Consider the following 25,890-nt stretch of genomic DNA (forward strand, 5'->3'; position numbering starts at 1 on the left):
TGGGGGAGTTGGGGGAGTTGGGGGAGTTGGGGGAGTTGGGGGAGTTGGGGGAGTTGGGGGAGTTGGGGGAGTTGGGGAAGTAAAAGGGGAGAAATATTCTTGTGCAACTAACAACTGACAACTAACAACTAACAACTAACAACTAACAACTGACAACTAACAACTGACAACTGACAACTGACAACTAACAACTGACAACTGACAACTGACAACTGACAACTGACAACTGACAACGAACAACTAACAACTGACAACTAACAACTGACAAAAATACCATGCTGGCAAATGTAGATATTATCAACGCAAAAGTACCCGGTTATCAAGATTTACAAAGAATTTTGGTTAACCAAGCAGGCATAATTGAGGAAATTATGCCCATGAACACAGCATGGGAAAAAGTTGTACCACAAAACTTACAAATTTTAGATGTAGCTGGAGACTGGATTTCTTTAGGTGGTGTGGATTTACAAATCAATGGTGGACTAGGATTAGCCTTCCCGGAATTAACAGCAGACAATTCCTTTATGCTGCCAAAAATCTCTTCATTTCTGTGGGAAGCAGGAGTTGACGGTTATTTACCCACCCTAGTGACAACCTCCATCGAAAATATTCAGCGATCGCTCGCCATTCTCGCCAATTATACCCCCAATTCTCCAACCTCCGCCCAAATTCTCGGAGTCCATTTAGAAGGTCCATTTTTAAACTACTACAAACGCGGCGCACATCCAGCCGAATATCTTCTTCCCCTCACCATAGATCAAGTTAAACGGGTCTTAGGAGATTATGCCCATATTGTCAAAGTCATCACTCTCGCACCAGAATTAGACACCACAGGTAAAGTCATCCCATATTTGGGTTCTTTGGGAATCACCGTCAGCTTAGGACATTCACAAGCCACAGCTACAGAAGCCCAACAAGCTTTTACTCAAGGCGCTACAATGATCACCCACGCCTTCAACGCCATGCCACCCCTACACCACCGTGAACCGGGCTTATTAGGCGCAGCCATGAACAATCCTGATGTGTTTTGTGGTTTCATTGCCGATGGTCAGCACGTTACCCCAATGATCTTAAAAATTCTTCTGCGTGCCAGTGAAAGGTTATTTATTGTCAGTGATGCCCTTGCACCATTAGGATTACCTGACGGCATCTATCCTTGGGATACCCGACAAATAGAAGTTATCAACGGTACAGCCAGATTACAAGATGGCACTTTATCAGGAACAACCCTACCATTATTAACTGGAGTTCAAAATCTAGTGAAATGGGGAATTTGTGACCTAGAAACCGCCGTTAGCCTCGCTACAGACGCACCCAGGCAAGCTATCAACTTACCAAAATTTGCCGCCCAACAACCCGCCCACTTATTACGTTGGAAATGGGATGAGGTTGGTAAAGAACTGACATGGAAACGGTTAACTGTAGCGAACAGTTTTACTCCTGACTCCTGACTCCTGCTGTAATTAGTTTTCAGGATCAATACCTTGTTCAAATCGAAAAAAGTCTTGATTTGTAGGTTGGATTGAGGTACGTTCACGTATCCCTGACGGGAGGCGTTAGCCATAGTGTGGCGATAGCTTGCGTGGCGACGTAGGAGCCATAGCCATAACCCAACAAATGCGTCGGGTTGCGCTGTCGCTTAACCCGACCTACAAAAAATGGACAAGGTATTGCAGGATGACTATTTATATTAAACTCAGGCAACCCCAGACGCTGAATTTACTTTGGCGAGTTGGAGTTATAGTTAGCGACTACACTATCTTTCAGGGATTTATACTGGGAATACAAGTTTTGGAAAATGCCTAAAAGTGCTGATGATAACATTTCTGTATTTTCCGAATTATATGTATGTTTAATAGCTTGATATAAAATTGATTACTGATTTTATTCCGTAGCAACAAGTAAGTATGTATTTTTATATACTCAATAAGTGCATTTGTGCGCGTTTAATGCCATTTTTCTATGGTCTCATTAATTTTTTATTTGGGGATAAGAATAAATACTTACTGGAAATAAATCACTGTTATTGCTTGACAGTAATTGTTTTAATTGCAACTAATTATGTAGACATTTTAAATATATTTACTTACTAAAAATGTAGATAAAAAATCATGTACTGGGCGAAAAGAGTCCAAGTATTTTGACAATTTAATCTTTGTCTAGATTATGTTTAGGCTGGTGATATCTTTTGAAGAGTCAACTATTGGCAGTAAAATTTCATCGAAACACCAAGTAACTGGATGATTTTTCGATACTTCATAATTTACAACTACTGAGAATAAATATTAGGTAGTAATTGTCAAATTGGGCGATCGCTTAATATGAAGTTTCCCGAAGAAAATATAAAAATCTTAAAAAAAACGTTACATAGCCAAAGTCCTGAATTAATCACGGGTTACAAGCTCAAACTCAACTATAAATTTGGACATTTCTTTCAGACTTCCGCTAAAACCCTGATCCCCAAGTCCGAAAATTCATGTTAATGTATTCGAGTTACAAAACACAAAGTGAAAGCGGAACGGGTTAAAGTTTCCGGCGAGAGTCACTGTTCACAAGGTGAAACCCACGCTAATCAAAAAACTTAAGTTCTACAGTCGCTTTAAAATCGGACGCATGAATCAAAGACATTTGTGGACTACAGTTGCCGTAATTCTGGCCGTTTTGGGTTTACCCTCAGTTGGTCGAACTCAAACCAGTGAGGAAAGTTCCCCAACTAGGCAAGCATCATCTATCAGTGATGCAGTCAAAGTAGGAGAATACCAATCCCCAACAGAAAACCCCACCTTGGATGCTGTGATTACTAGGATTTATCCTCACAGTATTAAAGGTTTACAAGCAGCTACTCTTTATGTTCGGGACATTCCTGTTCTGACTTTTTTGGGTTCTACCCCAGTTACTAACAACAAAACTAAAGTTGGAGTAATTGGCAATAATGAGAATATCAATCCTGACTCTCTTGTTGCTACCAATACAGCCAAAGTTGCCAGTTTTAGCAATGCTGGTAATACAATCAATTTTAACAAACAAGTTAGCTCTATTGACAATGATCCAATTCAGAAAGCTAGTGTGATTGCCGCTAGAATTAACGAACTGATCCAGAACAATGTAGATGCCAGCAAGATTACTGTCAGTTGGAAAACAGCGGATAATTCCGTAATTAACAATAAAGCCAATAAAAAAGGCTTCTTCCGTAAACAACCGTCAGTGGATCGCTACACCATTACCATTGACGGTCAAGAACTGGTAGAAGTCAATGAAGGTACTAGATTAGCAGATACCACAGAAAATCTTGCCCAAGATGCCTTACAAGCAACTAACAGACTGCGGAGACTCATCGGCAACGCATCTCCCATTCAGAGAATTGCTAACTTACCCGCTAGTAAATCAGTTTCTAGTGCTAGTCTACCCCGGAAGATTGCCTTCGGTAATGTCAATCTCAGTTTCCAAGGGATGGCTTCTTGGTATGGATATGATGGTTCTGGCAATAAAACCGCTAGTGGTGAAAGATATAATCCCGAAGGATTAACTGCGGCTCATCGTAGCTTACCGATGGGAACAAAAATCCGTGTCACTAACACCCGTAATGGTCGTTCTGTTGTTGTCAGAATCAATGATCGAGGACCTTTCATCCGGGGTCGAATTATTGACCTTTCCGCCGGCGCTGCTCGGCTCTTGGGTATGATCAGCAGTGGTGTTGCTCCAGTTAGTCTTGAGGTTTTAGGAAAATAACCCGTTTCCTAGTTCCGACTCCGTTTTCGCTTTTCACGATTAAATACCCCTGGTTCTTCTATTTTATCTCCCAATTATCCTTTGCGCCACGCTGCGCTATCGGATATACACTAACGGGGGAAAGGATAGAAACTAGGGGTATTTTGTGCGTGTGCTGACAACAGTTGTAGCTTTACGCTGCTATTTAAATCGTCGTCGCTGGCAAAGCCATCTGAGGCTACCAGATGATCTGGGACTTGATGAACAAACCAGTTGGTATCCCACAGCGGTTGGTTTAGTGCCAACTATGGGAGGTTTACATCAGGGGCATTTAAGTTTGATTAAACGGGCTAGACAGGAAAATGCGACGGTAATTGTGAGTATTTTTGTCAATCCCCTACAATTTGGACCCAACGAGGACTATCAATGCTATCCTCGCACTTTGGCACAAGACCGAGAATTTTGTGAACAGGCGGGAGTTGATGTGATTTTTGCCCCAACTCCGGAAGAAATTGGTGTACCGGGGAAGAATATAGCAGAAACTCAAGTGACACAAGTGATCCCTCCATCTGATATGATATCTAGCTTGTGTGGTAATTTTCGTCCAGGTCATTTTACTGGTGTGGCAACTATTGTCACTAAGCTTTTAAACTTGGTAGAACCTGACCGAGCTTACTTTGGACAAAAGGATGGTCAACAATTGGCAATTATTAAACGGTTAGTAGCTGATTTGAATTTGCCAGTAGAAATTGTTGCTTGTCCTACGGTGCGGGATGTGTCCGGCTTGGCTTTAAGTTCTCGTAATCAATATTTGACGGCTACAGAAAAAGAGCAAGCAACTGTGTTATTTAAAGGTTTACGGCAAGCTGAAGCGGCGTTTCGGGCTGGCGTTCGTGACAGTGGTGAACTCATAGCATTGGCGCGGCAAGAAATCGCAAAAGTTAGCAATATCAGCTTGGAATATATTGAATTGGTTGAACCGAATACGTTGATGTTTTTAGAAAAAGTTGAGGATGAAGGAATGTTGGCGATCGCTGCTCGTCTTGGTTCTACAAGGTTAATTGATAATACGATTCTGCGCGATGGCAATGATGGACTCCGCCAACCGATCATTGCTATTGATGGTCCGGCTGGTGCTGGTAAATCTACTGTGGCTCGTCAAGTGGCACAGGAATTAGGTTTGGTGTACTTAGATACTGGTGCTATGTACCGGGCGATCGCTTGGTTAGTCATGGAACAGGGAATTGCTATTGATGATGATTGTGCTGTGGCGGAATTAGCCACTCACTGCAAAATTGACCTCACTCCCAGTCAAAGTTTGCAAACTCCCGTGAGAGTCCAGATTAATGATATTGATGTCACTCAAAAAATTCGCACTGTTGAGGTAACATCTCTTGTATCGGCGATCGCTGCCCAAAGTGCAGTGCGTCAAGCCTTGGTCAAACAGCAGCAAAGTTGGGGACAACGCGGGGGGTTAGTAGCAGAAGGTCGAGACATAGGCACTCACGTCTTTCCAGATGCGGAAATTAAAATCTTCTTAACCGCTTCCGTCGGTGAACGAGCGCGTCGTCGTCAGCAAGACTTTCAAAAAACAGGTTCAATCTTGAGTTTAGAACAACTAGAACAGGAGATTGCTGAACGCGACTTCAAAGATAGCACCCGGAAAGTCTCCCCTTTGCAAAAAGCGGCTGATGCCATTGAACTCCAAACCGACGGTTTAACTGCTTCTGAAGTAGCAGCACAAATCATTAGCCATTACAACCAGCGGCTATCCCATTGGTAGATCACCAGAACGTAGGGGCGCAGGGCCTGCGCCCAAATTCCTAAAGAGACTTCCAAGAAATAAATTATCCTAAGAAACGAACCACAGAGGCACAGAGTACACAGAGAGAGAATTTCTGCATCAGTTTTGGGACATTTTTTTATTTGGAAGTCTCAAAGGACTTCAAAACAGTGGTGAGCGCCGACTAACTCACCATTTTAATTTTTAGTGCTTTGAACTACATCCTAAACTAGTTTCAGATAGATTCATCTTTCTTGAGGTGGATATTAGTCTGAGTTAATAATTGTATATTTTAAACCGGGCTTTTTGTTCACGCAGAGGCGCAGAGTCAACAGAGAGAAGTTAAGAGTTTAAGCTAAATAGATGGAATTTGCTTTGTTTATAAACTAATTGGTGGAAATTTCCACTTTGGTAGTAGAATGACAATGTTAAGTTTTGTATTGCAGGATTAAGTAGGGCTTACTAAATACGAAACCTGTAATTTGCCTAGCTATGGCAATAGCTTTCAACTAGAAAACAGTAAAGAGAGGATTTCACAAAATGGCATTTACCCAACCAGCTTTACCTTTTGCTTCTGATGCTTTAGAATCCTATGGCATGAAGGCTGAAACCTTTGAATATCACTATGGTAAGCATCATAAAGCTTATGTAGATAATTTGAATAAGCTTGTTGATAGCACAGAATTAGCCAACAAGTCTTTGGAAGAAGTAATTCAAATCGCTTTTGGTGATTCTACCAAAGCTGGAATCTTCAACAATGCTGCTCAAGTTTGGAATCACTCCTTCTTTTGGAATTGCTTAAAACCCGCAGGTGGCGGCGCTCCTACAGGCGCATTAGCTGCTAAAATTGATCAGGATTTTGGTAGTTTCGACAAATTCAAAGAAGAATTTTCTAACGCTGCTGCAACTCAATTCGGTAGTGGTTGGGCTTGGTTGGTTGATGATGGTGGTACTCTGAAAGTAATGAAAACCCCCAACGCCGAAAACCCCCTCGCACACGGTAAAAAAGCTCTGTTAACCATTGACGTTTGGGAACACGCATATTACATTGACTTCAAAAATGCCCGTCCTGCATTCATCAAGAATTTCTTAGATAATTTGGTGAACTGGGATTTTGTCGCTGCAAATTTCGCTGCTTAGATTTTAATGGGTAATGGGTAATTGGTAATGGGTAATATTTTTACTTATTACCCCTTATCCAATCTCTAAGAGGATGTTTTAAAAGTGGTATCCCGTAATTTTCATCACATTGTTACCCCCCTTACAAAGGGGAGAAACAAGAAAATCCAGTTCCCTCCCCTTTATAAGGGGAGGGTTAGGGAGGGGTAAAACATTTGATACAGCAATCGTGACTTTTCAAACACCCTCTAAATTAATACTATTTAGGGCTTGCTGAAAAAGTTATCTGTGAGGGCTAGAAGTATGGCTAACGCCACGCTGCGCTATCAGGAGTTCAGGAGTGTATAAGTAGGTGAACACAATAAAACCAAACTGTGTAAAGAAATGTAAAATCGCCTAAACCCTCTTCACTCTTGCCTCTTGCCTCTTGCCTTTTGCCTTGCCATAACGACAATTTTCAACGCCAACCTACTTACTGCTATATTGTTAATTTACAATTTCTGCAATAATTCCTGAGTTAACTGCATAAATGCCTTAGAACCCGCTGTATTTGGACTTAGTAAAGAAACGGGCATAAAACTATCAACAGCTTTGGCAACATTAACATCAACGGGGATTTGAGCTTTACAGATTTTATCTACTCCAAAATCTTCGATAACTCGGTGCATTACCTGTTTATAATATCTGCCATTCAGGAGATTGGCATTAGACATACTAAAGACAATTCCCAACATTTTAATATCTATTTTGGCTTCATGTTCATGACTTTCTTTTAATTGCCCAATGCGTCTTTCTAAAAGTTGGATTCCGACTACAGATAGGGGTTCTGGTCTAGCGGGAAGAATGTAGAAATCACTGGTAGCTAAAGCACTTCGAGTCAAGAGATTATAACCGGGAGCGCAATCTAAAAGAATAAAATCATATTCATTCCGGATAGGTTCTAAAATATCTCTAATTAAGACCCTTTCAAAGCGATTCCAGATGGTTTCAAAATCCTGTTCTCCTAACGCTACTGATTGATTATGCAGCATTTCTGAAACCAAAAATTCATCATATAAATCTATGTCTCCTGGTAATAAGTTTAATCCAGTCAGGTTACAAATCTCAGGTTGAATGATGTCCCCAATTGTAAATTTTGCCTCTGGTTCAGGGTTGATAATTTGATCTAGTAAATATCTAAATGTCTTTCTTTGTTTGCGACGTTTGGCAAAATCAACAGGTGACATTAAACTCAGTGTGGCACTGATTTGACTATCTAAATCTAAAACAAGTACCTTTTTTCCGTGATTTTTGGCTAAACAGGTGGCTATATTCACGGTAATGGTGGTTTTACCAACTCCACCTTTCATGTTTGCGGTTGCAATTACATATCCCATTTTAATTCCTCTACTGACGCTTTCCCAATGATATAGCGTTTATATTATCTAATAAATTTAGATCCCCGACTTCTTAGAGAAGTCGGGGATCTTTTTTTTAAGGTAGTTTAATAGTTTGTGCTAATAAGCTTTGAAGACGTTGTCCGTGCGAACCACCTTGGTAAACTAAATCACCTTTGCCTAATAAATAGGCTGCTGTTGTTTCTTTAGGTCCACCCAGAATAATACATGAATCTGCTTGGCTGGAGGTACGTAGGGCGACTCGTCCAGGTAGGTTAGAACGGATAATTGGGGTGACAATACTGGCTTCTGGGCGTTGTGTGGAAATAATTAGATGAATACCTGCGGCTCTTGCCATTGCGCCTAAACGTTTGATACTTTGTTCTAATATGGTGCGAATTTCTTTTTCTGCCATAAAATCGGCATATTCATCAAATATACAGACAATACGCGGTAAAGCTGGGGAGGAACGTTGATTATAGGTGGTTAAATCTGCACATTTAGCTTTTTCAAATTTTTGATAACGAGATTCCATTTCTGCAACTAGTTCCTGCATTAATTCTACGGCGCGATCGCTATCTTTGACAACTGGTGCATATAACCATGACATTTGTTCAAATTCGGGAAATGTTACCCGCTTGGGGTCAACTAAGGCAATTTTGAGATGTTGGGGAGAATGACGATAGATTAAACTGAGAAGTAAGGATCTCAAAAATTCACTTTTTCCGCTTCCTGTTGTTCCTCCCACCAAAAAATGACAAGTATTCGGATCTGATAAATCAGCCTCTAATAACTTCCCATCAATACCCACTCCAATAGCAATTTTTACGGGTGCTGTTGGGGGTAAAAACTGCTTTTGAATATAATCTTCAAATTTGGCAATTTGTCTATCTTGACGCGGCAAATCAATACTTACATAACCAGCTTGGGGAGCAATTAAAGGCGGATATTCTAACCCTAATTGTACTTGTAAATCAGCGGATAATCTGAGAATTGAAGGAACTTTCACACCTAAATGTGGTTTAATTTTCACCCGAATAAATGCCGGACTTACATCAGCACCATAATAATCTACATTAACCTTAAAAGATTCTAGAATTGCCACTAAAGATGCGCCAATTTCATCAGCATTAATAAATGTATCTTTCTGACTTTTAAAAGTATCTGAAAAACCTCTCTCCTTGCAGGAGAGAGGCTTTGAATTCTCCCCCTTCCCTGGTAGGGAAGGGGGTTGGGGGGTTAGGTTTCGTGTTGGGTTTTCCAAATAATGTGAAGAGTCAGATGTATCTTCTCGTTTTTTGGAAGGTGCTATAAAATCAGGATTGTCATTATCTGGAATAACTTTATTTGGCGGTGCATTAGATTCAACATCGAAAAAAGTCTGACACTTTTGTTGTTGGGGGCAAATTTCACATAAATGAGGTTGAGTTGTCGCAGGTGGTGGGTTAGGATTGGGAGATTCCCAACTCAACCATTGTTGCATTTGTAATAATTTATAGGGAATTAATTGATGAACTGTATTTTCTAGCTGTTCCCAAGAATATTTGTATTCTTTAAATTCTGGTAAAACACAATAAACAGCAGAATCAATAGGTGGTTTTTTCCGCTTCGATAACATATAACTATAGAGAGAAACTTGCGCTAATTGTGCTGCTGAATCTACAGGTTGATAGGTTTTAAATTCTACCATACAAAGGCGTTTAAGTTCAAAATTAAAAACCAGACAATCAAACTCACCTCTAATTAATTGTTTTGTCCCATTAGGTAAATCAAAGTAATATTCTAAACTGCGTTCTTCAGAAATAAAAGTATTCTGAATAACTGTTTCTGCACTGCAATAACGGCGATTGATGATCAACAATTCAGTAAACTTTTTAATTAATCCTTGTAAACCTTGCCAAACTTGTAGCAGTAGAGAGGCTTTACTCGCGTCTTTTGCAATTGCATTTTGTAAATAGGGAAAGAACTTAATTTGATAGAATAATTGTTGAATTTCCGATGTAATTTGATCTAGATTTAATTGTGTTGCAGATGGATTAAATAAACTTTTAAATCTGGGTTCAATCAGCAGTAAATTAATAAAATCATCTGCTAATTTATGAAAAACATTACCAACACCCCCAAGAGTATCTTTAGGAGAGAATATTGCTTTACCATTAAAATGGTGATTTAGATAAAATAGTCGGGGACATTCAAAAGCTAATCTAACTTTAGTGGGAGTTAAAGAGGAATTTTCAGATTTGTGATCTACCATATTAAATACACGACTGATAACATCAGGATTGGATATTTCCAGTAAGCGATAATGAACAGCAGCTAAATAAACTGTATCCATTGCTGCATAGTTTAACTGTTTTTGAGTCAGGGGACGTTTTCCCCAATCACTGCTTCCTTCTTCTGCGTCTACATGAGAAAATTGACAGAGTTCAGCAGCTAGAGTTTTTAGTTTTAAGTTAGTAGTTTGTAAGACTTCTTTGGTGATTTTTCTCGCTATTTTGAAGGTACAAGTCACATTTTCTGCTAGTTCCTTCCCCAAATATTTTAAATCAAAACCAGCATTATGAAAAACTTTCTCAATTTGGGAATTAACCATGATTTGGTTAATGAAATATACAGCCAAATCAGGTTTATCTAAAACATCAAAAATGTAAGCAGATTCACCATTTAAATCTGTATAATCAGCCAATACCTGAATTAGTGCTAATTTTGGTTTATCAGTGTACCAATCAGCAATTTCCGTATCTATCCATAGAGTTTTAGATAGGGACAGTTGGGAAATTTGCTTGTAAATTTCAGAAGCTTCTGTCAGGTAGTGCATTGGCTGATATAAAAAATGTGCTGGATAGATTACTTGTGAAGAACTAAACAAATTGATTGAGCTTCTGGCTTTTCGTCGGGGTTAACAATTTTAACTTTATCTTCCTGACATAGTTGTTCAATCAGACTCCGAATTTCACTTTCTTTTACATCAGGAAATTGGTTAACTGCTTGTGAAATTAAAGTAGGTACTCCCATAAATGCTTGAGTTTTCACGAGATTTAATAGGAAATTTTTAACAGGTCTTAAATCTTTTCCTTCTTTACCATTTGTTTCTGACTTTCGATTTGATTTAGCAACAATATCTAAATCCTGTAATAAAGTACATTGATTCAATATCTCAGATTCATTAATTAAAGTTTCTAGTCTTTGTAAATTAATCGTTTTCCCACCAATTACCAATTCTTGAGATTTGGCAGAGTTTATCAAACCTTGATATGTTGCCAAGTAGTGAATAGAAGCCAGACTTGGTTTAATATGAACATGATTAGTATTGGTGAAAATCTGTCTATAGAGTTGATTTCCCGCTAGGTTTGGTTTTCCTAAATCTCCAGCACGGATTAAGTGCATAGTTTGACAGAGATTTTTTTGAATTACTATTTGACAAGCATTCATTACATGATAAAAACTAGTCATATTTGAGTCTTCTGTCCAAACTATACCCAATTTTTCCCGATTTGTAGGATGTTGATAACTCAAGGAATAACTAGCATATTTTCCGCTTAAAAGTTTAGTTTTAACTCCCTGTACTTTTAAAGTAGATATAGACTGTTGCAACATCTGAATTAAATCAGGTGATGATAACAAAGAAATCTTGGTAATTTTCCCCTGGCTTTTCGTGTATTCGTGCTGCCATAATAATTCAAATTCTGCTTGAGTTGTATCTTGATTATCTTGATGTCGTGGTGGAACAATGATTATAGGTTTAGGAACAGTTTTTTCATCTAATAATGAACCTTTATATTTTTGATATTCATCACGACCTAAAATTAGTGTATTTCTAGGTTTAGTTTTACTACCGGGGTAGTTTTTCTCCAACATTTGGAGATTTAGTGGAAAAATAGCAGATTCAGGTGTGGGATTTGCTCGTTGATGTAATGGTTTTAAGTGATAATTCCAGAGTGATGCGGCTTGTTCTAGTGTAATATCTTTTAACTTAGTTTTTTGATGTATTCCTGCTTTATCGGCTGGGAAAATTCGGTCAAGATGCCGATTCCACGTATTAGTAATAACGCTAATTATTACCAAGAAATTTTTTAGATTTTCTCCATGAATAGTTGTGTTGACATTTAAAAAAGGTTGTATATCCAGAAAACCTTCTGGTAACTGGGGCATAGTCTCTAAATTATCAAAACATAAAACAATCGGTTGGGTTTGTGTGGAAATTCTGCCAAAGTTGGCTAAGATATTTTTTGCAGCATCTTCTGTATCAATGCAGGTTTTGACTTTGATTTCTTGCATAGAATCTTCATTTAAATCATCACCACGCAACCATTCACAAGCCAAATCATATAATTCTGGATTTGCGAGATCATGCAACACTCCAAAAAACATATCAGGGTTATAAATACCTGCTTGTTTATAAGTATCCTTGAGGTGTTTGATGAATTTTTTGCGATTGCTTTGTAATGCTTCCCAAAAATTATCATTAAATATTCTTTGTTTTATATCACTTCTTGTAAATGCAGTTAAACTTTTGAGCCACAACATTAACTGTGATTCTTTTTCTCCTTCAGGAACTTGAATTAAACTATCAACAGTATGACGTAAAATATGCCGCCAAATGTAGGTACTATCAGCCCAGCTACAGAGGATATAAGCAAAAAATGCTTTGCTATTAAATGAGCGTTTAATCCGTCTTAGTAAATAAGTTTTGCCAGAACCAGATTCACCTTCTAGTAAAACTGTACGACTACGATGATCTTTACCCACTAAATCTAGTAATTCTTCAATCTCTCTTATTGCATTTTTATGAATTGATTCAACCATTAGTAATGAGTCTTCTTCGTCAGCCCAAAACTCTAGATGTTTCATTTCGATGTCAAAAGGGTTGACCTCGCGTTTAATAATGTTGTTAATGTCTGTCATAGATATAGGTGAGTGAGAGGAGGAAGTGATGAAAAAATGAAAAATATTTGGAAGACTGTTAATTAACTATGATAAAGAACAGTTGTCCACCAATATTTTGAGGAATTCCCGCGTCAATTTGTTCTGGTGTATAAGCACTAGATTCTTGTAAGGTACTAAAATCAATTTTGTCACTTTTTTGTAACCTATACAACGCCTGATCTAAATCATCTCGTAATAAAGGCGGTTGTAACTTTTGCCGTAAATGGAAAATTGGTAAATAATTCTCTGTACCCAATTCCCTATCTAATTTCTTGATAGTCTCTAAAATTTCTTCATCACTGATATTGCTAGTAATATCAGAATGTGATTCCATATTATCAGAAACTAAAGTAGAAACTTGTTCTGGCTTAACCCGCAAATTCTTCCGCAAAAAGCGCAAGTAATTACCCAGCAATTCCAAACTAATAACAGGGTTAGCACCTTTATGGGGATTATATTCATCCCGCAAAAACTCAATTCCTCTTTCCGTTAACCAAACTTCAGCCTTAACCCTTTTCATCTTGATTTCAGCAGCAATTAAACCCCGTTCACCCAAGGTTTTTAAGATTGCGTCTCGTTCATCTGATTTTAGTGATGAAACTTTGATTTCACTGGGGGCTATTTTTCCAGAACTCTTACCTATCTTCTCCAGTACCTTGAGTTCTTTATCATCAATAGGTAATTGTGCCGAGTCGAGTTTCAGTAGTGCTTGACCAGGAGGTAAAATCTTGACTGTGGCAATTTCGCGGGAATAGTCTACATATTCCAGTTCCCCCAAATCTCGACAAATTTTGTTTTTCTCACTTTTAAAACTATCAAAAGTGCTGGAACTCAAGCCAGTACGATAATTCGGACATCCCAACAGTTTTAAGATGAACTTTAACTCTTTCGTTTCCATACGGTTAGTCTTGCTGTATTCGATACTTGACTACTTTAGCGCGAATCACAAAAAAATAACACACAGTTCCTATATTAACTCTAATAAGAGCGATTTTTCCCTAAAAACTCAAAATATTATCCAAGTTTTCACTGATTACTTTCTAAATAAAAGACGGATTTTTTCTAGAGTTTTTCTACAAGCTTCCATGACATCAAAAAATTGGGAAGACTTGGATCTTCTATCCATTGGACTTTTTTAGAAAAATTTTATACAGATATTAAGTAAGTAGACGAAAATAAATCAAAGTAGATTAAGTAATGTAAAAAATCTGGAGATGATTTCGTAGTGAGGGCTTCAGCCCTCAAATGACGAATAAATTCCTCACTACAAACTTTGAATTATTCAAGCCGTTCTACTTAAATAAATTCCACCATATAGCGAGATTTATATGTATCATCTTTTAGATGACCAGATCATTCTATCTTTGACAATTCACAAAAGTTTAACTATTCATATTTGCACATTCTTTACCGGAAATTCACTGTATCAATTTATTAGAGATAAAGACTTTACAGTCTGCAATTAATATCTTTCTTCCTTTGCGCCTTGGCGTGAGAAAAAAATATAGGGTAGAATAAAAACCTACCCTAATCAACAATTTGCCAAAATCAAATTCCACTCATCTTGAGACAAAGGTATTACCTCTATTTCCATAGCAAAACAATCACAAGCTGCGGCTATTAAAGCCTTAATTATTGTTTCTTGATTGATAGTTTCTGGAAATTGGATAGGATGAAAAAACTCTTGATTAAATACCTTTGCAAATAAATCTGCATCTGGATTCAATCGCATAGAACCATGCTGAAGAACTGCGTCACCTTTCCTTAATTGAGCGCTACCAATCAGTTTAGAACCATCTGCTAAAACTAAATCTGCACCTGTCGCAGTCCCAAAACAATTAGGATTGTGAATATAACCGCGTCCAGCTTGACCATAGTACAATTCTATATTGAGCGATCGCCATCCTTGAATCAAAAACTCACAAATCTGCCCATACACATCCAAACGATTTCCCCTCAGTCCAGATGTTACCACAGAGTAAGTTAAATCACCTTGATGCAAAACAGCCCTACCACCTGTAGGACGACGCACCAAATCTAATTTCTCCCCTTTCCACCGCAAACCTTGCCAAAATTCAGGATATTGACGTTGATGATAACCCAAAGAAATTGCGGGTGGCGACCAAGTATAAAAACGTAAAGTTGGCGGATGTTGTCCCGACTCATGTTGTGCTAATAACCAGCGGTCTATAGCCATCTGAACATCACCAGCGGCAGCTAAAATGGGAATAAGTCGCCACACCTGCGAATCAGGCATTAAATATCACATTCCTTAACTAAGATTATCGAAACCTAAACTGCACAGAACTCGGATTGCAGATATTCATCATTATCATCAGCGATAGTCGCAACAATAGTAATGATGCGGGAAACTTCCCCTGGTGACAACTCCGCTAAAGTGCGTGTAGAAATCACCACCACCTGATGGTCAATAATGCCAAAGCGGGCTTCAAAGGTACTTACACAATTTAACTCTAAGAGATATCGTGTCAATCTGGCTTCATTTTGTACAGGTAACTTTAGCACCGCAGCCCAAACTGTGATCGTATCTTCATCAGTAATTCCCGTTAACTGCACAAATACTTCTACACTGCCATATTGGAATTTCCACAGATATTCCCCCTCAGAACCATGACTAACCATTGCACTTTGATCTTGTGCCAGGGTATCAATTACATTTTCAATAACTTCCACATGATTTGGGGCTGTGGTTTCTTGAATAACTTCATCCAGTAACTCATTTGGAGTTGGGGTTTCTAGGTAGCTGGCCATACAGATTTTTTTCTAAGTAATATAGTCACTGCTTTAATCTACTATTATGCTACCAAAAATGCCAGCATCTAACATACCTGTCTTCCCAAGTCGAGATGTCAGAATAGGAGCCATGTCAATTACTATGACATAAGCTAGACTTATTGTTATGCAGTAAAAACTTGGTTAAATTCTCAATTATTTTTTCCCGGTTTCAGGGCTTCACATCCAGAACCATTAGATGTAAGTCACATTTACCTTCATTTTAGGTAAAGATTTGTAGATTTATTATCTATTGTGTCTTATTAACGAGACTAAATGCCCATTTTGTTTATCTTACATCATTAAATTTCCGCTGTCGGTTACATAAGCTACTAATTTTAGTTAAAATAGGTAATCCAAAGCAGTTTATTTTGGTGTAGCGCAAAAATTACTCGCTAGTTTAGCGTCACAAGATGTAAAAATCAGGCAAAAGGAACAATTTGCTTATTTTTAGCATCAAAGGATACGGAACTGTGAGTTAAATCGTGAGTTACATAATGTACGCAAATTCATCGAAACTCAAGTTGACAAATTAGGGTGCTATCTGTTGAGAGGTTCTAGAATCTGACGTAAAAAACCGAAAAAACCCCAAAAACTTTTTTGAGATTTTTCCGGATTAGCCAAAAAATCTGCGATTATTGTTACACTGATTTTAATAAGCACTATGAATATTAAGCTTGATCACAGCACCCCATGTCATTTAACTTCCTTCTTTACCCTACTCATAAAAGAAGGTATTTCCCCTAATCAAATCGTTCTGGGTATTGTTCAACTAGCCACCCAGACCCATGAATTAGATGGGATGATGGCATCGGCAGATTGTTTACGGTTGCTACTGGTACTGATGCCAGCAGAGATCTGTGCCAAAGGAGTTTCTGAGTATATATCATCTTTAGCATCACAAGGCATTACCACATTAATGTTATTAGATGCTCTGAGCCTAGCTTGCTATGTTTGTGGACAATCAGACGAAGCTAACTTAGTCTACTTGACTTACAAAAGACTACAAGCTGATGCCATCATCTCCCAAATGCTTCGTGATTAAAAGCTAAGTTGTTAATTTTCCATCATTTTTCTAATATCTAACTATTTTCAAGTTAATTCCTACTTGTACATGGCAATTTTGTACTGGATAAATCCGTTTGTTCATTAGGCAATCGGTCGGTTTGATTAATATATAATTTTCTGGGCAACTGTTACTCAATGGCTGTTAGCTATGGCTTGGCTATGATTTGAATATTGCAATATTTCTTGTGAGTTTGACAGCACCGCATCTATCGCTTATCATCTGGGTTGGAAGTCTCTAGTGGTGGGGTAATCCCTGCATCCATAACTTCTCAACTTTTTCTTTAACCCTGTTGATATTCCATTAAAGCTGGAAACTAAAATGGTTATCTGCCAAAATGCCAAAATATGAGATCATCAGCGGAACATTTCGGGAATTCTATATTTTGCAAGTGAAGCGAGCATTTGGTTTGCCGGATTTAGCTTAACCAACAGAAGCCCCACGTCTGACCCGATAGGGCCGCGTGGGATGAATGGCGCGTGAATTAACGACGATTTTCCGACCAACGCGACAGCAAGGAAGGAAAACATGGAGAGAATTCACAAAATTTGTGTTATGAATTGAATATCTCGGCAAGGCGAGAGAATAGCGATAACCAAGCTAGATACATGATCATTTTTGTTGATTAACCTTGATTTTGCCTTTGGAACGAGGGGTCAGCCTATCGCCTTAACATCAGTCTTGTTGTTCTCGAAGAGCAAAAAGCTGTTAACTGGGTAGGAAGCCTATACTTACCCGCAAGGGAAGTGTAGGTAGTTCACATTGATAATTTCACCTTTATTTCATCTGGGGTTGGCATCTTGTGAGATGAACAGTATCGAGCTAATCACAATGCTTACTTACTCTCCAAACCCAACCTTCAGAACCAACTTGCCAAAATCACCCCTATTGGCAACGGTGACGGACGCACTAGGTAAAGTTCCTATTGTCCGATTAAATCGAATTCACCCAAGTTGTCAACAACATCATTTATATTTAAAACTAGAATCTTGTAATCCTGGTGGTAGTATTAAAGAAAAAAATGCGGCTTATCTGGTGAATGAAGCCGAAAAACAGGGTTTATTGCGAGCAGGTGGGACAATTATTGAATCTAGTTCTGGTAACTTTGGCATTGGATTAGCAATTGTGGGCGCTACTAAGGGTTACAGGGTAATGATTGTGATTGATGCCAAAACCCCTGTCACCATGCGAAGAATGCTTACAGCCTACGGTGCAGAATTGGTAGAAGTGCCTTTAAGTGCGGCTGATGCTCAAGGTTCGATGCAAGTAGCAAGAATGACAAAGGCTCAGGAATTAGCCGCAAATATTCCTGATTCTTGGTATTCTTGTCAACATAAAAATCCTAGTAATACTGATGCCCATGAACTTTGGACGGCGCGGGAAATTGAAGAAGCTTTTGGTGGTGCGCCGGATGCTATTGTTATTGGAGTTAGCACAGCCGGACAATTAGGTGGTATTAGTCGCTACTTTAAAAAGTATTATCCCCAAACCAGAATTATTGGTGTAGATGTGGCAGGATCAGCAATTTTTGGTACTCCCAGACACCCCTATAAGATGACTGGACTGGGTTTATCTTTCGTTCCCCCCAATTTTGACCCACAGGTGTTAGATGCGGCTTATAGCGTGGATGATGCTTTGGCGTTTTCTGTTTGTCATGCTTTGGCTAAACAGGAAGGTATGCTTTTAGGTGCTTCCACTGGTGCAATTGTGGCCGCAGCTTTAGCAGATACTCAAAGATTTACTCAGCCTCAAACTATGTTACTACTTAATCCTGATCGGGGCGATCGCTACCTGGAAACAGTTTACAATGCTGATTGGCTTACAGCACAAGGAATTAACATCCTTGAACATTCCCATCTCACAGAAGCAATTGCTAATCTTCTACCTGTACCATTGGATATTGTCGGTAGGAGTCAGGAGTGATAAAGATAATTATCTCACGCAAAGGCGCAAAGGCGCAAAGACTAAAAGGTTGAAATCTGGATTTTGCGCTTTTTTGTCAAAATAGCGTTATTATCACTCATTAGTTGGAAATGATATGAAGTTACAAGAACCCCAATCTCAACCAGTTAGTTTAGGGAGTTTATGGCGGGAATTTTTGCCTTTGTCTCTCAGTGATGTGACTATGGCCTGTGGTGATCCGATGATGACCACTACATTGGCTTATCTTCCTGATGCTCAAGTTAACTTAGCGGCTGTAGGTATTGCTAAATCTTTGGCGATATTTTTTGAAAGTCCGATTATTATGATTTTGCACGCTGCTAATGCTTTAGCCGGTTCTCAAGATTCACGGAAAGCATTATGGCGGTTTACATTATTTGTAGGTGCGGGACTGACTTGTTTATTGAGTTTGTTGGGACTACCAATGATATTTAATTTTGTGGGTGTGAGTCTGTTGGGCATACCATCTGCAATGTTGGCTACAGTTAGTCAAGTATTATTATTAATGGGTGGTTGGCCATTTGCGATCGCCTGGCGGCGTTATTTTCAAGGGTTATTAATTTATCATGGTCAGTCTCGCGCTGTGGCAAAAGCCAGTATTTTCAGGTTATTTACATTAGCATTAGTCCTCACGGGTGGATTTTTCTTGCCCATATCTGGGGGTGTACTTGCTGGATTTGCCCTCATCAGTGGGGTGGTTGTCGAAGCAATAGCTGTAACAATTTTTGCTCGGCTTTCTGGTGCAACTTTACCGCCACAAATAGAACAACCTAATTTACCCCGTAACTTAGCACAGGTGTGGAAGTTCTATTTACCTTTAGCTAATTCTATGATGGTGGTTTGGGGCGGAAGGGCGATATTAATTAGCATTCTTGCCCGCGCTGAAGATTCGACAATTGCTATTGCTGCTTGGTCTGCGGCTTGGGGACTGGTTCTTGTAATTGCCAATTCTACCCGGATGGTACAGCAAATGGTGATTAAATATCGTCATCAAGTGAGCGATCGCCAATTGCTGACTTTTGCTATCAGTGTCGGTGCAGCTTGTTCTAGCTTACTATTGTTGATGAGTGTAACACCGATAGGCGATCGTATCGTTCAAAGTTTCATTGGTAATGATATTATCTTAGCTAACAGCATCAAACCTGTACTTTTAATTTGTACAATTGTGCCATTATTTGTGGCTTTACAAAATGCAACTCAGGGTTTTTTAGTCAGCGAAAACCGCACAGGGCAAGTAAATCTATCTACCTGGTTAGGAACAGGGACTTTATTGATAATTGCCACCTTTGCTATTAACAAGGGCATGAATGGGGCAATGGCCGCCGCTATTGCCATGATTACATCTATGTTAGTTGAAGTTACTTGTTTACTTTGGAAACGAGCGGCAAAATCACAGTAAATGTACTGCCCTTATTTACATGACTTTGTACTTCTAATTTACCTTTGTGAGTTTGGACAATTGCCAAAGTAATAGCCAAACCTAATCCAGAACCACCAGTATTGCGAGAACGATCTGCATTAACTCGATAAAAGCGCTCAAAGATGTGGGGAAGATCAGAATTAGAAATACCAATACCTGTATCTTTAATAGTAATTACACCTTGATGATCATTAGTTGTCAGATGAATATTTACTTCCCCAGATTCAGGAGTGTATTTAATGGCATTACCAACTAAATTCAACAACATTCGATAAATTTGACTTTCATTACCGTGAATATAAAAATCAGATTGATCAGGAATATGACTAGATAATAAAACTTGTGCATCCATAGCCATTGGCATTAATTCCTCTTCTACATCTGCAACTAAATCATTCAAACAAATTTGCTGTAACTTAGCTTCTTGTAATCCACTTTCTAATCTAGATAATAATAACAAATCCTGTGTTAATGTTACTAATCTTTTAATTTGTCTCTTCAATGCTTTTTGAGTTTCTGGGCTAATTGAATTTGTTTCGACAATGGTTTGTAAAGATGTAATGGGAGTTCTTAATTCATGTGCCGCGTCAGCCGTAAATTGTTGTAATTGTTGATATGATTTTTCAATTGGCTGCATAGCTAAACCTGCTAACCACCAACCTGCACCACCAATGAGGATCATAGAAGAGGGAATACCCAATCCTAATAACCAATGTAAACTATTCATATAATCATTTAATCGTTGTACAGTTCGTCCAACTTGTAAATATCCCCACAATTGATTATTGTTGATTTCTAAGGGCATTAAATGTAAATGATAGAGTTCACCATGACGATTTCTGATATCATAAGAATGATTGAGGTGAATATTATCGGGAAATTCATCTGGATTATTACCAATCGCAGCAGTTGCTTCTCCTGATAGTGTTAAAAATCTCAGATAATATCCTTCTGCTAATAAATTCAGTAAATCTGATTCTGATTTAATGGGTAAACAAGATTGTTGCTTTAAACAAAGTCCTGGTAAAGATTTTTGAGTAGTAATAGATAATTCTCCAGGAATTTTTAACTCTGTTTTTAATTGATCTTGAAATACCTTACCAAAAACTTCCAATTCTCGATCAACTGTGCGAGTAAAAGCTTGTACCATGACACTGTGAGCGATGCAACCACATAGTAATAAAGTTGATCCCATCACACCAGCATAGGTAATCGCTAATTTAAACCGAGAATGATTGAATAGTGAATTATTATTCATCTGATTTTAGATTTTGTAAATATAAGATCCCCGACTTCTGGCATTAATTGATAACTTATTGACAAAATAAAAAAGAAGTCGGGGATCTCAACTATCCACAAAAACGATAACCAAAACCTCGGATAGTTTCAATTGCTTTAGAAAAACCACATTCTGATAATTTGCGTCTTAATAATCTCACTTGTGCAGCAACAACATTACTCACAGTATCACTTTCAAAATCCCACAACCTAGCGCGAATTTGATCATGAGTTAGTATTTGTTGAGGATGTTGCATGAAATATTCTAAAAGTTGAAATTCTTTAGCTGTGAGGATAATTGGTGAAGAATTTTCCACTGCTAAATTCACAACTGAAAAATTACTATAATCTAAAATTAAAGAACCTATTTGTAACTGCGGTGGTTGAAAATTTGGTAATCTTCTTTGTAATGCTCTTACCCGCGCCAATAATTCTTCCATACCAAAGGGTTTCACTAGGTAATCATCTGCACCTGCATCTAAACCCGTAACACGATCATTCATGCTATCTCTAGCTGTTAATAACATAATTGGTAACTGATTTTTTTGCGCCCTTAATCTTTTACACAATTCCAATCCTGACAACTTTGGTAACATCCAATCTAAAATCGCAATTTCATATCTTTGAGGTATTGTCTGCAAATAATCCCAAGCAGTCTCTCCATCTTCCACCCAATCTACTATATAATCGCGTTGAATAAGAGCATTATGAATACCATTTCCTAAATCATGTTCATCTTCAACTAATAATAACCGCATAATAATAATTATATGTAAGACTGCACAGAATAATTATCATCCATATTTATCCGCGTTCATCTGCGTTTATCTGCGTTTAATTATTCTTAAAATTCTCTTCTATGCAGTCTCATCTTAATTTGGTACAAGTAAAAATTAAAAGTGTTTTACCAAATATTTCTAGTTGGTTGTTGATTATTTATTGTCAGAAAATTTTTAGTCCCATTAAAAAACGTCTGGGAGTGTTGCCGTGTTTCCACCCCAGACGTTTTTTAAACTTGCTCCTCACACACAAATCTAATTTATCACCCTTTTCTGAAAATGGCAAGTACCCTAGACAACAATTTTAGAAATTGTTTGGAACAGGCAAGAGGCAAGAGGCAAGAGGGAACAAGATTTTTACCAATTACCCATTACCTAATGCAAAAAGTGGCGTACACCAGTGAGAACCATTAATAATCCCAGTTCGTTAGCGGCTTTGATAGAATCCTTATCCTTGAGACTGCCTCCGGGTTGGACAATGGCGGTAATTCCGGCTGCTGCGGCGGCTTTAACGGTATCATCGAAGGGGAAGAAGCCGTCACTAGCGAGGAATGCTCCTTGGGCTTTTTCTCCAGCTTGTTCGAGAGCGATTTTTGTCGAACCGACACGGTTCATTTGTCCAGCCCCGACACCTAAAGTTGTGCGATCGCTCGCAATGACGATAGCATTAGATTTAACGTGCTTACAAACTTTCCAAGCAAACAGTAATTCTGCTAACTCCCAGGGAGTAGGTTGACGTTCAGTGACAACTTGCCATTGACTAGGATCAGCAATGATATCATCAGCAGATTGGACTAAAAAACCACCAGCTACAGCTTTCACAGTTTCTTTCGGTCCAGTCAACAAATCTGGTAAAATCAAAACTCGGACATTGCCTTTTTTAGTTAAAATTTCCTGAGCTTCCTCGTCACAACCAGGAGCAACCACGCACTCTAAAAACGTCTTCGTTAATTCCGTCGCTGTCGCTGCATCAATAGGACGATTTAAAGCCACAATTCCCCCAAAAGCCGAGATAGAATCAGCATTAAAGGCTTTTTGATAAGCGTCAAAAATTGTGTCTGCTTCCGCAGTTCCACAGGGATTAGTATGTTTGATAATTGTCGCCGCAGGACTGGTTGTAAATTCAGCAATTATCCGCCGTGCAGCTTCCAAATCTACCAAATTATTATAACTGAGTTCCTTACCTTGCAGTTTTGTCGCTGCTGTCCAACCTGTAGCTTCACTTCCCGTTTGATACCATGCTGCGGGTTGGTGAGGATTTTCTCCATAACGCAAAGATTGGAGTTGTGTACCAGAAATAGTAAATTCTTGTGTTTGTGTGCCAGCTAAATAGGCTGCTATGGCATTATCATAACTAGCAGTATGCAAAAATCCCTTTAAAGCACATTTTTGGCGAAACTCTAAAGATGCCTCTCCATTTTGGCGTAATTCTTGCAAATACTCACCATATTGAGCAGGATCACATAATACCGTCAAATGGGCGTAATTTTTGGAAGAAGCCCTTAACATAGCCGGGCCACCAATATCAATTTGTTCCACCGCGTCAGCTAAAGTCACACCTGGTTTAGCAATGGTTTCTGCAAAAGGATAAAGATTAACAACGACTAAATCAATGGGACGAATTTGATTATTTTCCAAATCTGTGACATCTTGCTCCACATCTCGCCGTGCTAAAATCCCCCCATGAATGCGAGGATGAAGAGTTTTCACCCGACCGCCTAAAATTTCCGGTGAACCCGTATAATCAGAAACCTTAGTAACTGGTATGCCGGCATCTTTCAGGGTTTTGGCTGTTCCCCCACTGCTGATAATATCAAAGCCAAATTCTTCAACCAAACTCCGGGCTAAATCAATTACACCAGTTTTATTAGATACACTCAGCAGGGCTAAACGCGCCATAATTCCCTAGATTCCTTTGGACTAAATTGCAAACAGAAGAACATTTTACCGAAAGGGTGTTAAAAGTTCATACCAAATTAAGATAAAGCTGTATAAAAGCAGATTTATAGAATTTTGAACGCAGATAAACGCAGATAAACGCGGATGAATGAATGGATCTGATGATTCTGTGCCACCTCACATAAAAATCATCTAAAATAATTAGGGCTTTATTCTCAAAAAACTGGATAATTCGGGCAGAATCCAAACAAAGTTATTATGAATAGTGTATAGAAAACCGGACTTGTACTAGCTTCGGTCTCAATAGCAAAGGTTTAGAGATGTTTACTTCATCGGAAACTCCTATAATTGCAGCCATTGTGCTGATAGCGTCCGGCATTTTAGGCTGGGGCTTTTATCGTGCCAGACCTTTTGGTAAACTAGGCATCCTCGCCTGGTTACAATCTGTTGTCTTAATGACTCCCTGGCTTTTGTTCTTTGGATTATTTGCCGCTGGGATTTATATCAATATTGTTGGTATCTTGTTCTTGGTGGTAGCTTCCGCTGGATTGTATATTTTCCTGGGTAGAAAATTACGGGAAGCCGGTCAAGATGCTATTCTCAAGCAACGGGCAACGGACAGACTTGCAGCCCAAGGTGATAAAGACAGTTCCGTTGCAGTATCAGAACTGCAATTAGAACCAACACCCATACCCGAAGCAGATTTAAGTCTGATTAGAGGTATTTTCGGCATTGACACATTTTTTGCCACAGAAACTATTCCCTACCAAGAAGGAGTGGTTTTTAAAGGCAATTTGCGGGGAGAACCAGAAGCGGTTCATAACCGACTAACAAAAAGTTTACAGGAACGCTTAGAAGATAAATATCGCCTATTTTTGGTAGAAAATACTGACGGCAAACCTGTTATCATTATTCTCCCTAGCCGCACTGACCCCCAACGCGCCCAATTGGCACAAAAAGCTTTTGCAGTGATTTTGTTCATTGCAACTATCGCTACTAGCTTAGAGGTGGGGGGTATATTACAGAATTTCGATTTATTTAGTAACCCGGAACGCTTTGCAGAAGCTTTACCTATTGCTTTGGGTTTATCGGTAATTTTGATCTCTCACGAAGTTGGACATTGGTTGTTAGCGCGTCGTCACCAAGTTAAATTAAGTTGGCCGTTCTTTTTACCAGCGGTGCAAATTGGTTCTTTTGGGGCAATTACTAGGTTTGAATCCCTTGTCCCTAGCCGTAAAGCCTTATTTGATATTGCTTTGGCAGGACCCGCTTTTGGGGGGATTACTTCTTTGTTATTACTGGTGATAGGGTTGCTACTTTCTCACCCAGGGAGTTTATTCCAATTACCCAATCAGTTTTTCCAAGGTTCAATTTTAGTCGGTAGTTTGGCACGGGTTGTCCTTGGTTCGGCTTTACAATCTCCGGTGGTGAATATTCATCCTTTGGTAATTATTGGTTGGTTGGGATTAGTTATCACTGCGTTGAATTTAATGCCCGCTGGACAACTAGACGGGGGGCGAATTGTCCAAGCGATTTATGGACGCAAAACCGCAGGAAGAACCACTTTTGCCACGATAGTTTTACTGGCTATCGTATCATTAGGTAATCCTTTGGCGATGTATTGGGCAATTGTGATTTTGTTTTTACAACGCGATTTAGAGCGCCCCAGTTTGAATGAAATTAGTGAACCAGATGATGCTAGGGCGGCTTTATGTCTTTTGGCTTTGTTTTTGATGATTGCTACTCTTTTACCTTTAACTCCGGCTTTGGCTGGGCGTTTGGGTATCGGTAGTTAGGAATTT

17 protein-coding genes are annotated in these 25,890 nt (G+C 38.8%); 8 read left to right on the forward strand and 9 right to left on the reverse strand.

Going from position 1 to position 25,890, the window contains the following annotated elements; all coding sequences use genetic code 11:
- Positions 1-275: 275 nt before the first annotated feature.
- The 4 genes from nagA to HEQ36_RS11840 all read left to right on the forward strand — a co-directional run bounded on the left by nagA (position 276) and on the right by HEQ36_RS11840 (position 6,631).
- Positions 276-1,451: an N-acetylglucosamine-6-phosphate deacetylase gene (nagA, locus tag HEQ36_RS11825; protein ID WP_168637036.1), complete on the forward strand. Its 1,176-nt coding sequence runs from the start codon at positions 276-278 to the stop codon at positions 1,449-1,451.
- Positions 1,452-2,613: 1,162 nt separating this feature from the next.
- Positions 2,614-3,729, forward strand: a complete 1,116-nt coding sequence (locus tag HEQ36_RS11830; protein ID WP_168637037.1) for a septal ring lytic transglycosylase RlpA family protein — start codon at positions 2,614-2,616, stop codon at positions 3,727-3,729.
- 145 nt (positions 3,730-3,874) lie between these two features.
- The gene (locus HEQ36_RS11835) at positions 3,875-5,491 is read left to right on the forward strand and encodes a bifunctional pantoate--beta-alanine ligase/(d)CMP kinase (RefSeq protein ID WP_168637038.1); all 1,617 of its coding nucleotides are present in this window, start codon (positions 3,875-3,877) and stop codon (positions 5,489-5,491) included.
- Positions 5,492-6,031: 540 nt separating this feature from the next.
- The gene (locus tag HEQ36_RS11840) at positions 6,032-6,631 is read left to right on the forward strand and encodes a superoxide dismutase (RefSeq protein WP_027404913.1); all 600 of its coding nucleotides are present in this window, start codon (positions 6,032-6,034) and stop codon (positions 6,629-6,631) included.
- 470 nt (positions 6,632-7,101) lie between these two features.
- Here the strand turns inward: HEQ36_RS11840 and HEQ36_RS11845 are convergent, their stop codons facing one another.
- The 6 genes from HEQ36_RS11845 to HEQ36_RS11870 form a co-directional block, all read right to left on the reverse strand.
- Positions 7,102-7,986, reverse strand: coding sequence for a ParA family protein (locus HEQ36_RS11845; RefSeq protein WP_039203575.1), 885 nt, complete (start codon positions 7,984-7,986; stop codon positions 7,102-7,104).
- Between the two features lie 97 nt (positions 7,987-8,083).
- Complete coding sequence (locus tag HEQ36_RS11850) at positions 8,084-10,804, reverse strand: DNA translocase FtsK (protein ID WP_168637117.1); 2,721 nt, start codon at positions 10,802-10,804, stop codon at positions 8,084-8,086.
- A 29-nt stretch (positions 10,805-10,833) separates the two neighbouring features.
- Positions 10,834-12,891, reverse strand: coding sequence for an ATP-binding protein (locus HEQ36_RS11855; protein WP_168637039.1), 2,058 nt, complete (start codon positions 12,889-12,891; stop codon positions 10,834-10,836).
- Between the two features lie 58 nt (positions 12,892-12,949).
- Positions 12,950-13,810: a transcription factor RcaD gene (locus tag HEQ36_RS11860; RefSeq protein ID WP_168637040.1), complete on the reverse strand. Its 861-nt coding sequence runs from the start codon at positions 13,808-13,810 to the stop codon at positions 12,950-12,952.
- Between the two features lie 633 nt (positions 13,811-14,443).
- Positions 14,444-15,169, reverse strand: a complete 726-nt coding sequence (locus tag HEQ36_RS11865; protein ID WP_168637041.1) for a biotin/lipoate A/B protein ligase family protein — start codon at positions 15,167-15,169, stop codon at positions 14,444-14,446.
- Between the two features lie 35 nt (positions 15,170-15,204).
- Positions 15,205-15,684 (reverse strand): YbjN domain-containing protein, encoded by a 480-nt coding sequence (locus tag HEQ36_RS11870; RefSeq protein WP_168637042.1) that lies wholly within the window; start codon positions 15,682-15,684, stop codon positions 15,205-15,207.
- Between the two features lie 685 nt (positions 15,685-16,369).
- Here HEQ36_RS11870 and HEQ36_RS11875 point away from each other — a divergent pair.
- From HEQ36_RS11875 to HEQ36_RS11885, 3 genes are all read left to right on the forward strand, one after another.
- Positions 16,370-16,750 (forward strand): hypothetical protein, encoded by a 381-nt coding sequence (locus HEQ36_RS11875; RefSeq protein WP_053539235.1) that lies wholly within the window; start codon positions 16,370-16,372, stop codon positions 16,748-16,750.
- 852 nt (positions 16,751-17,602) lie between these two features.
- Complete coding sequence (locus HEQ36_RS11880) at positions 17,603-18,694, forward strand: cysteine synthase family protein (protein WP_168637043.1); 1,092 nt, start codon at positions 17,603-17,605, stop codon at positions 18,692-18,694.
- A gap of 115 nt (positions 18,695-18,809) precedes the next feature.
- Positions 18,810-20,111, forward strand: coding sequence for a hypothetical protein (locus HEQ36_RS11885; protein ID WP_168637044.1), 1,302 nt, complete (start codon positions 18,810-18,812; stop codon positions 20,109-20,111).
- On the opposite strand, the gene rppB is transcribed toward HEQ36_RS11885, so the two are convergent.
- The 3 genes from rppB to purH form a co-directional block, all read right to left on the reverse strand.
- Complete coding sequence (rppB, locus tag HEQ36_RS11890) at positions 20,071-21,390, reverse strand: two-component system sensor histidine kinase RppB (protein WP_168637045.1); 1,320 nt, start codon at positions 21,388-21,390, stop codon at positions 20,071-20,073. The two genes, HEQ36_RS11885 and rppB, sit on opposite strands and share 41 nt — an antisense overlap.
- A 91-nt stretch (positions 21,391-21,481) precedes the next feature.
- Positions 21,482-22,168: a two-component system response regulator RppA gene (rppA, locus tag HEQ36_RS11895; RefSeq protein ID WP_168637046.1), complete on the reverse strand. Its 687-nt coding sequence runs from the start codon at positions 22,166-22,168 to the stop codon at positions 21,482-21,484.
- 396 nt (positions 22,169-22,564) lie between these two features.
- On the reverse strand, positions 22,565-24,088 hold the full coding sequence (gene purH / locus HEQ36_RS11900) for a bifunctional phosphoribosylaminoimidazolecarboxamide formyltransferase/IMP cyclohydrolase (protein WP_168637047.1): 1,524 nt from the start codon (positions 24,086-24,088) through the stop codon (positions 22,565-22,567).
- Positions 24,089-24,408: 320 nt separating this feature from the next.
- On the opposite strand from purH, the gene HEQ36_RS11905 reads away from it, so the two are divergent.
- On the forward strand, positions 24,409-25,884 hold the full coding sequence (locus HEQ36_RS11905) for a site-2 protease family protein (RefSeq protein WP_053539242.1): 1,476 nt from the start codon (positions 24,409-24,411) through the stop codon (positions 25,882-25,884).
- Positions 25,885-25,890: the final 6 nt, after the last annotated feature.

The sequence above is a fragment of the Anabaena sp. 54 genome, from assembly GCF_017355725.1.
Lineage (GTDB): Bacteria > Cyanobacteriota > Cyanobacteriia > Cyanobacteriales > Nostocaceae > Dolichospermum > Dolichospermum heterosporum.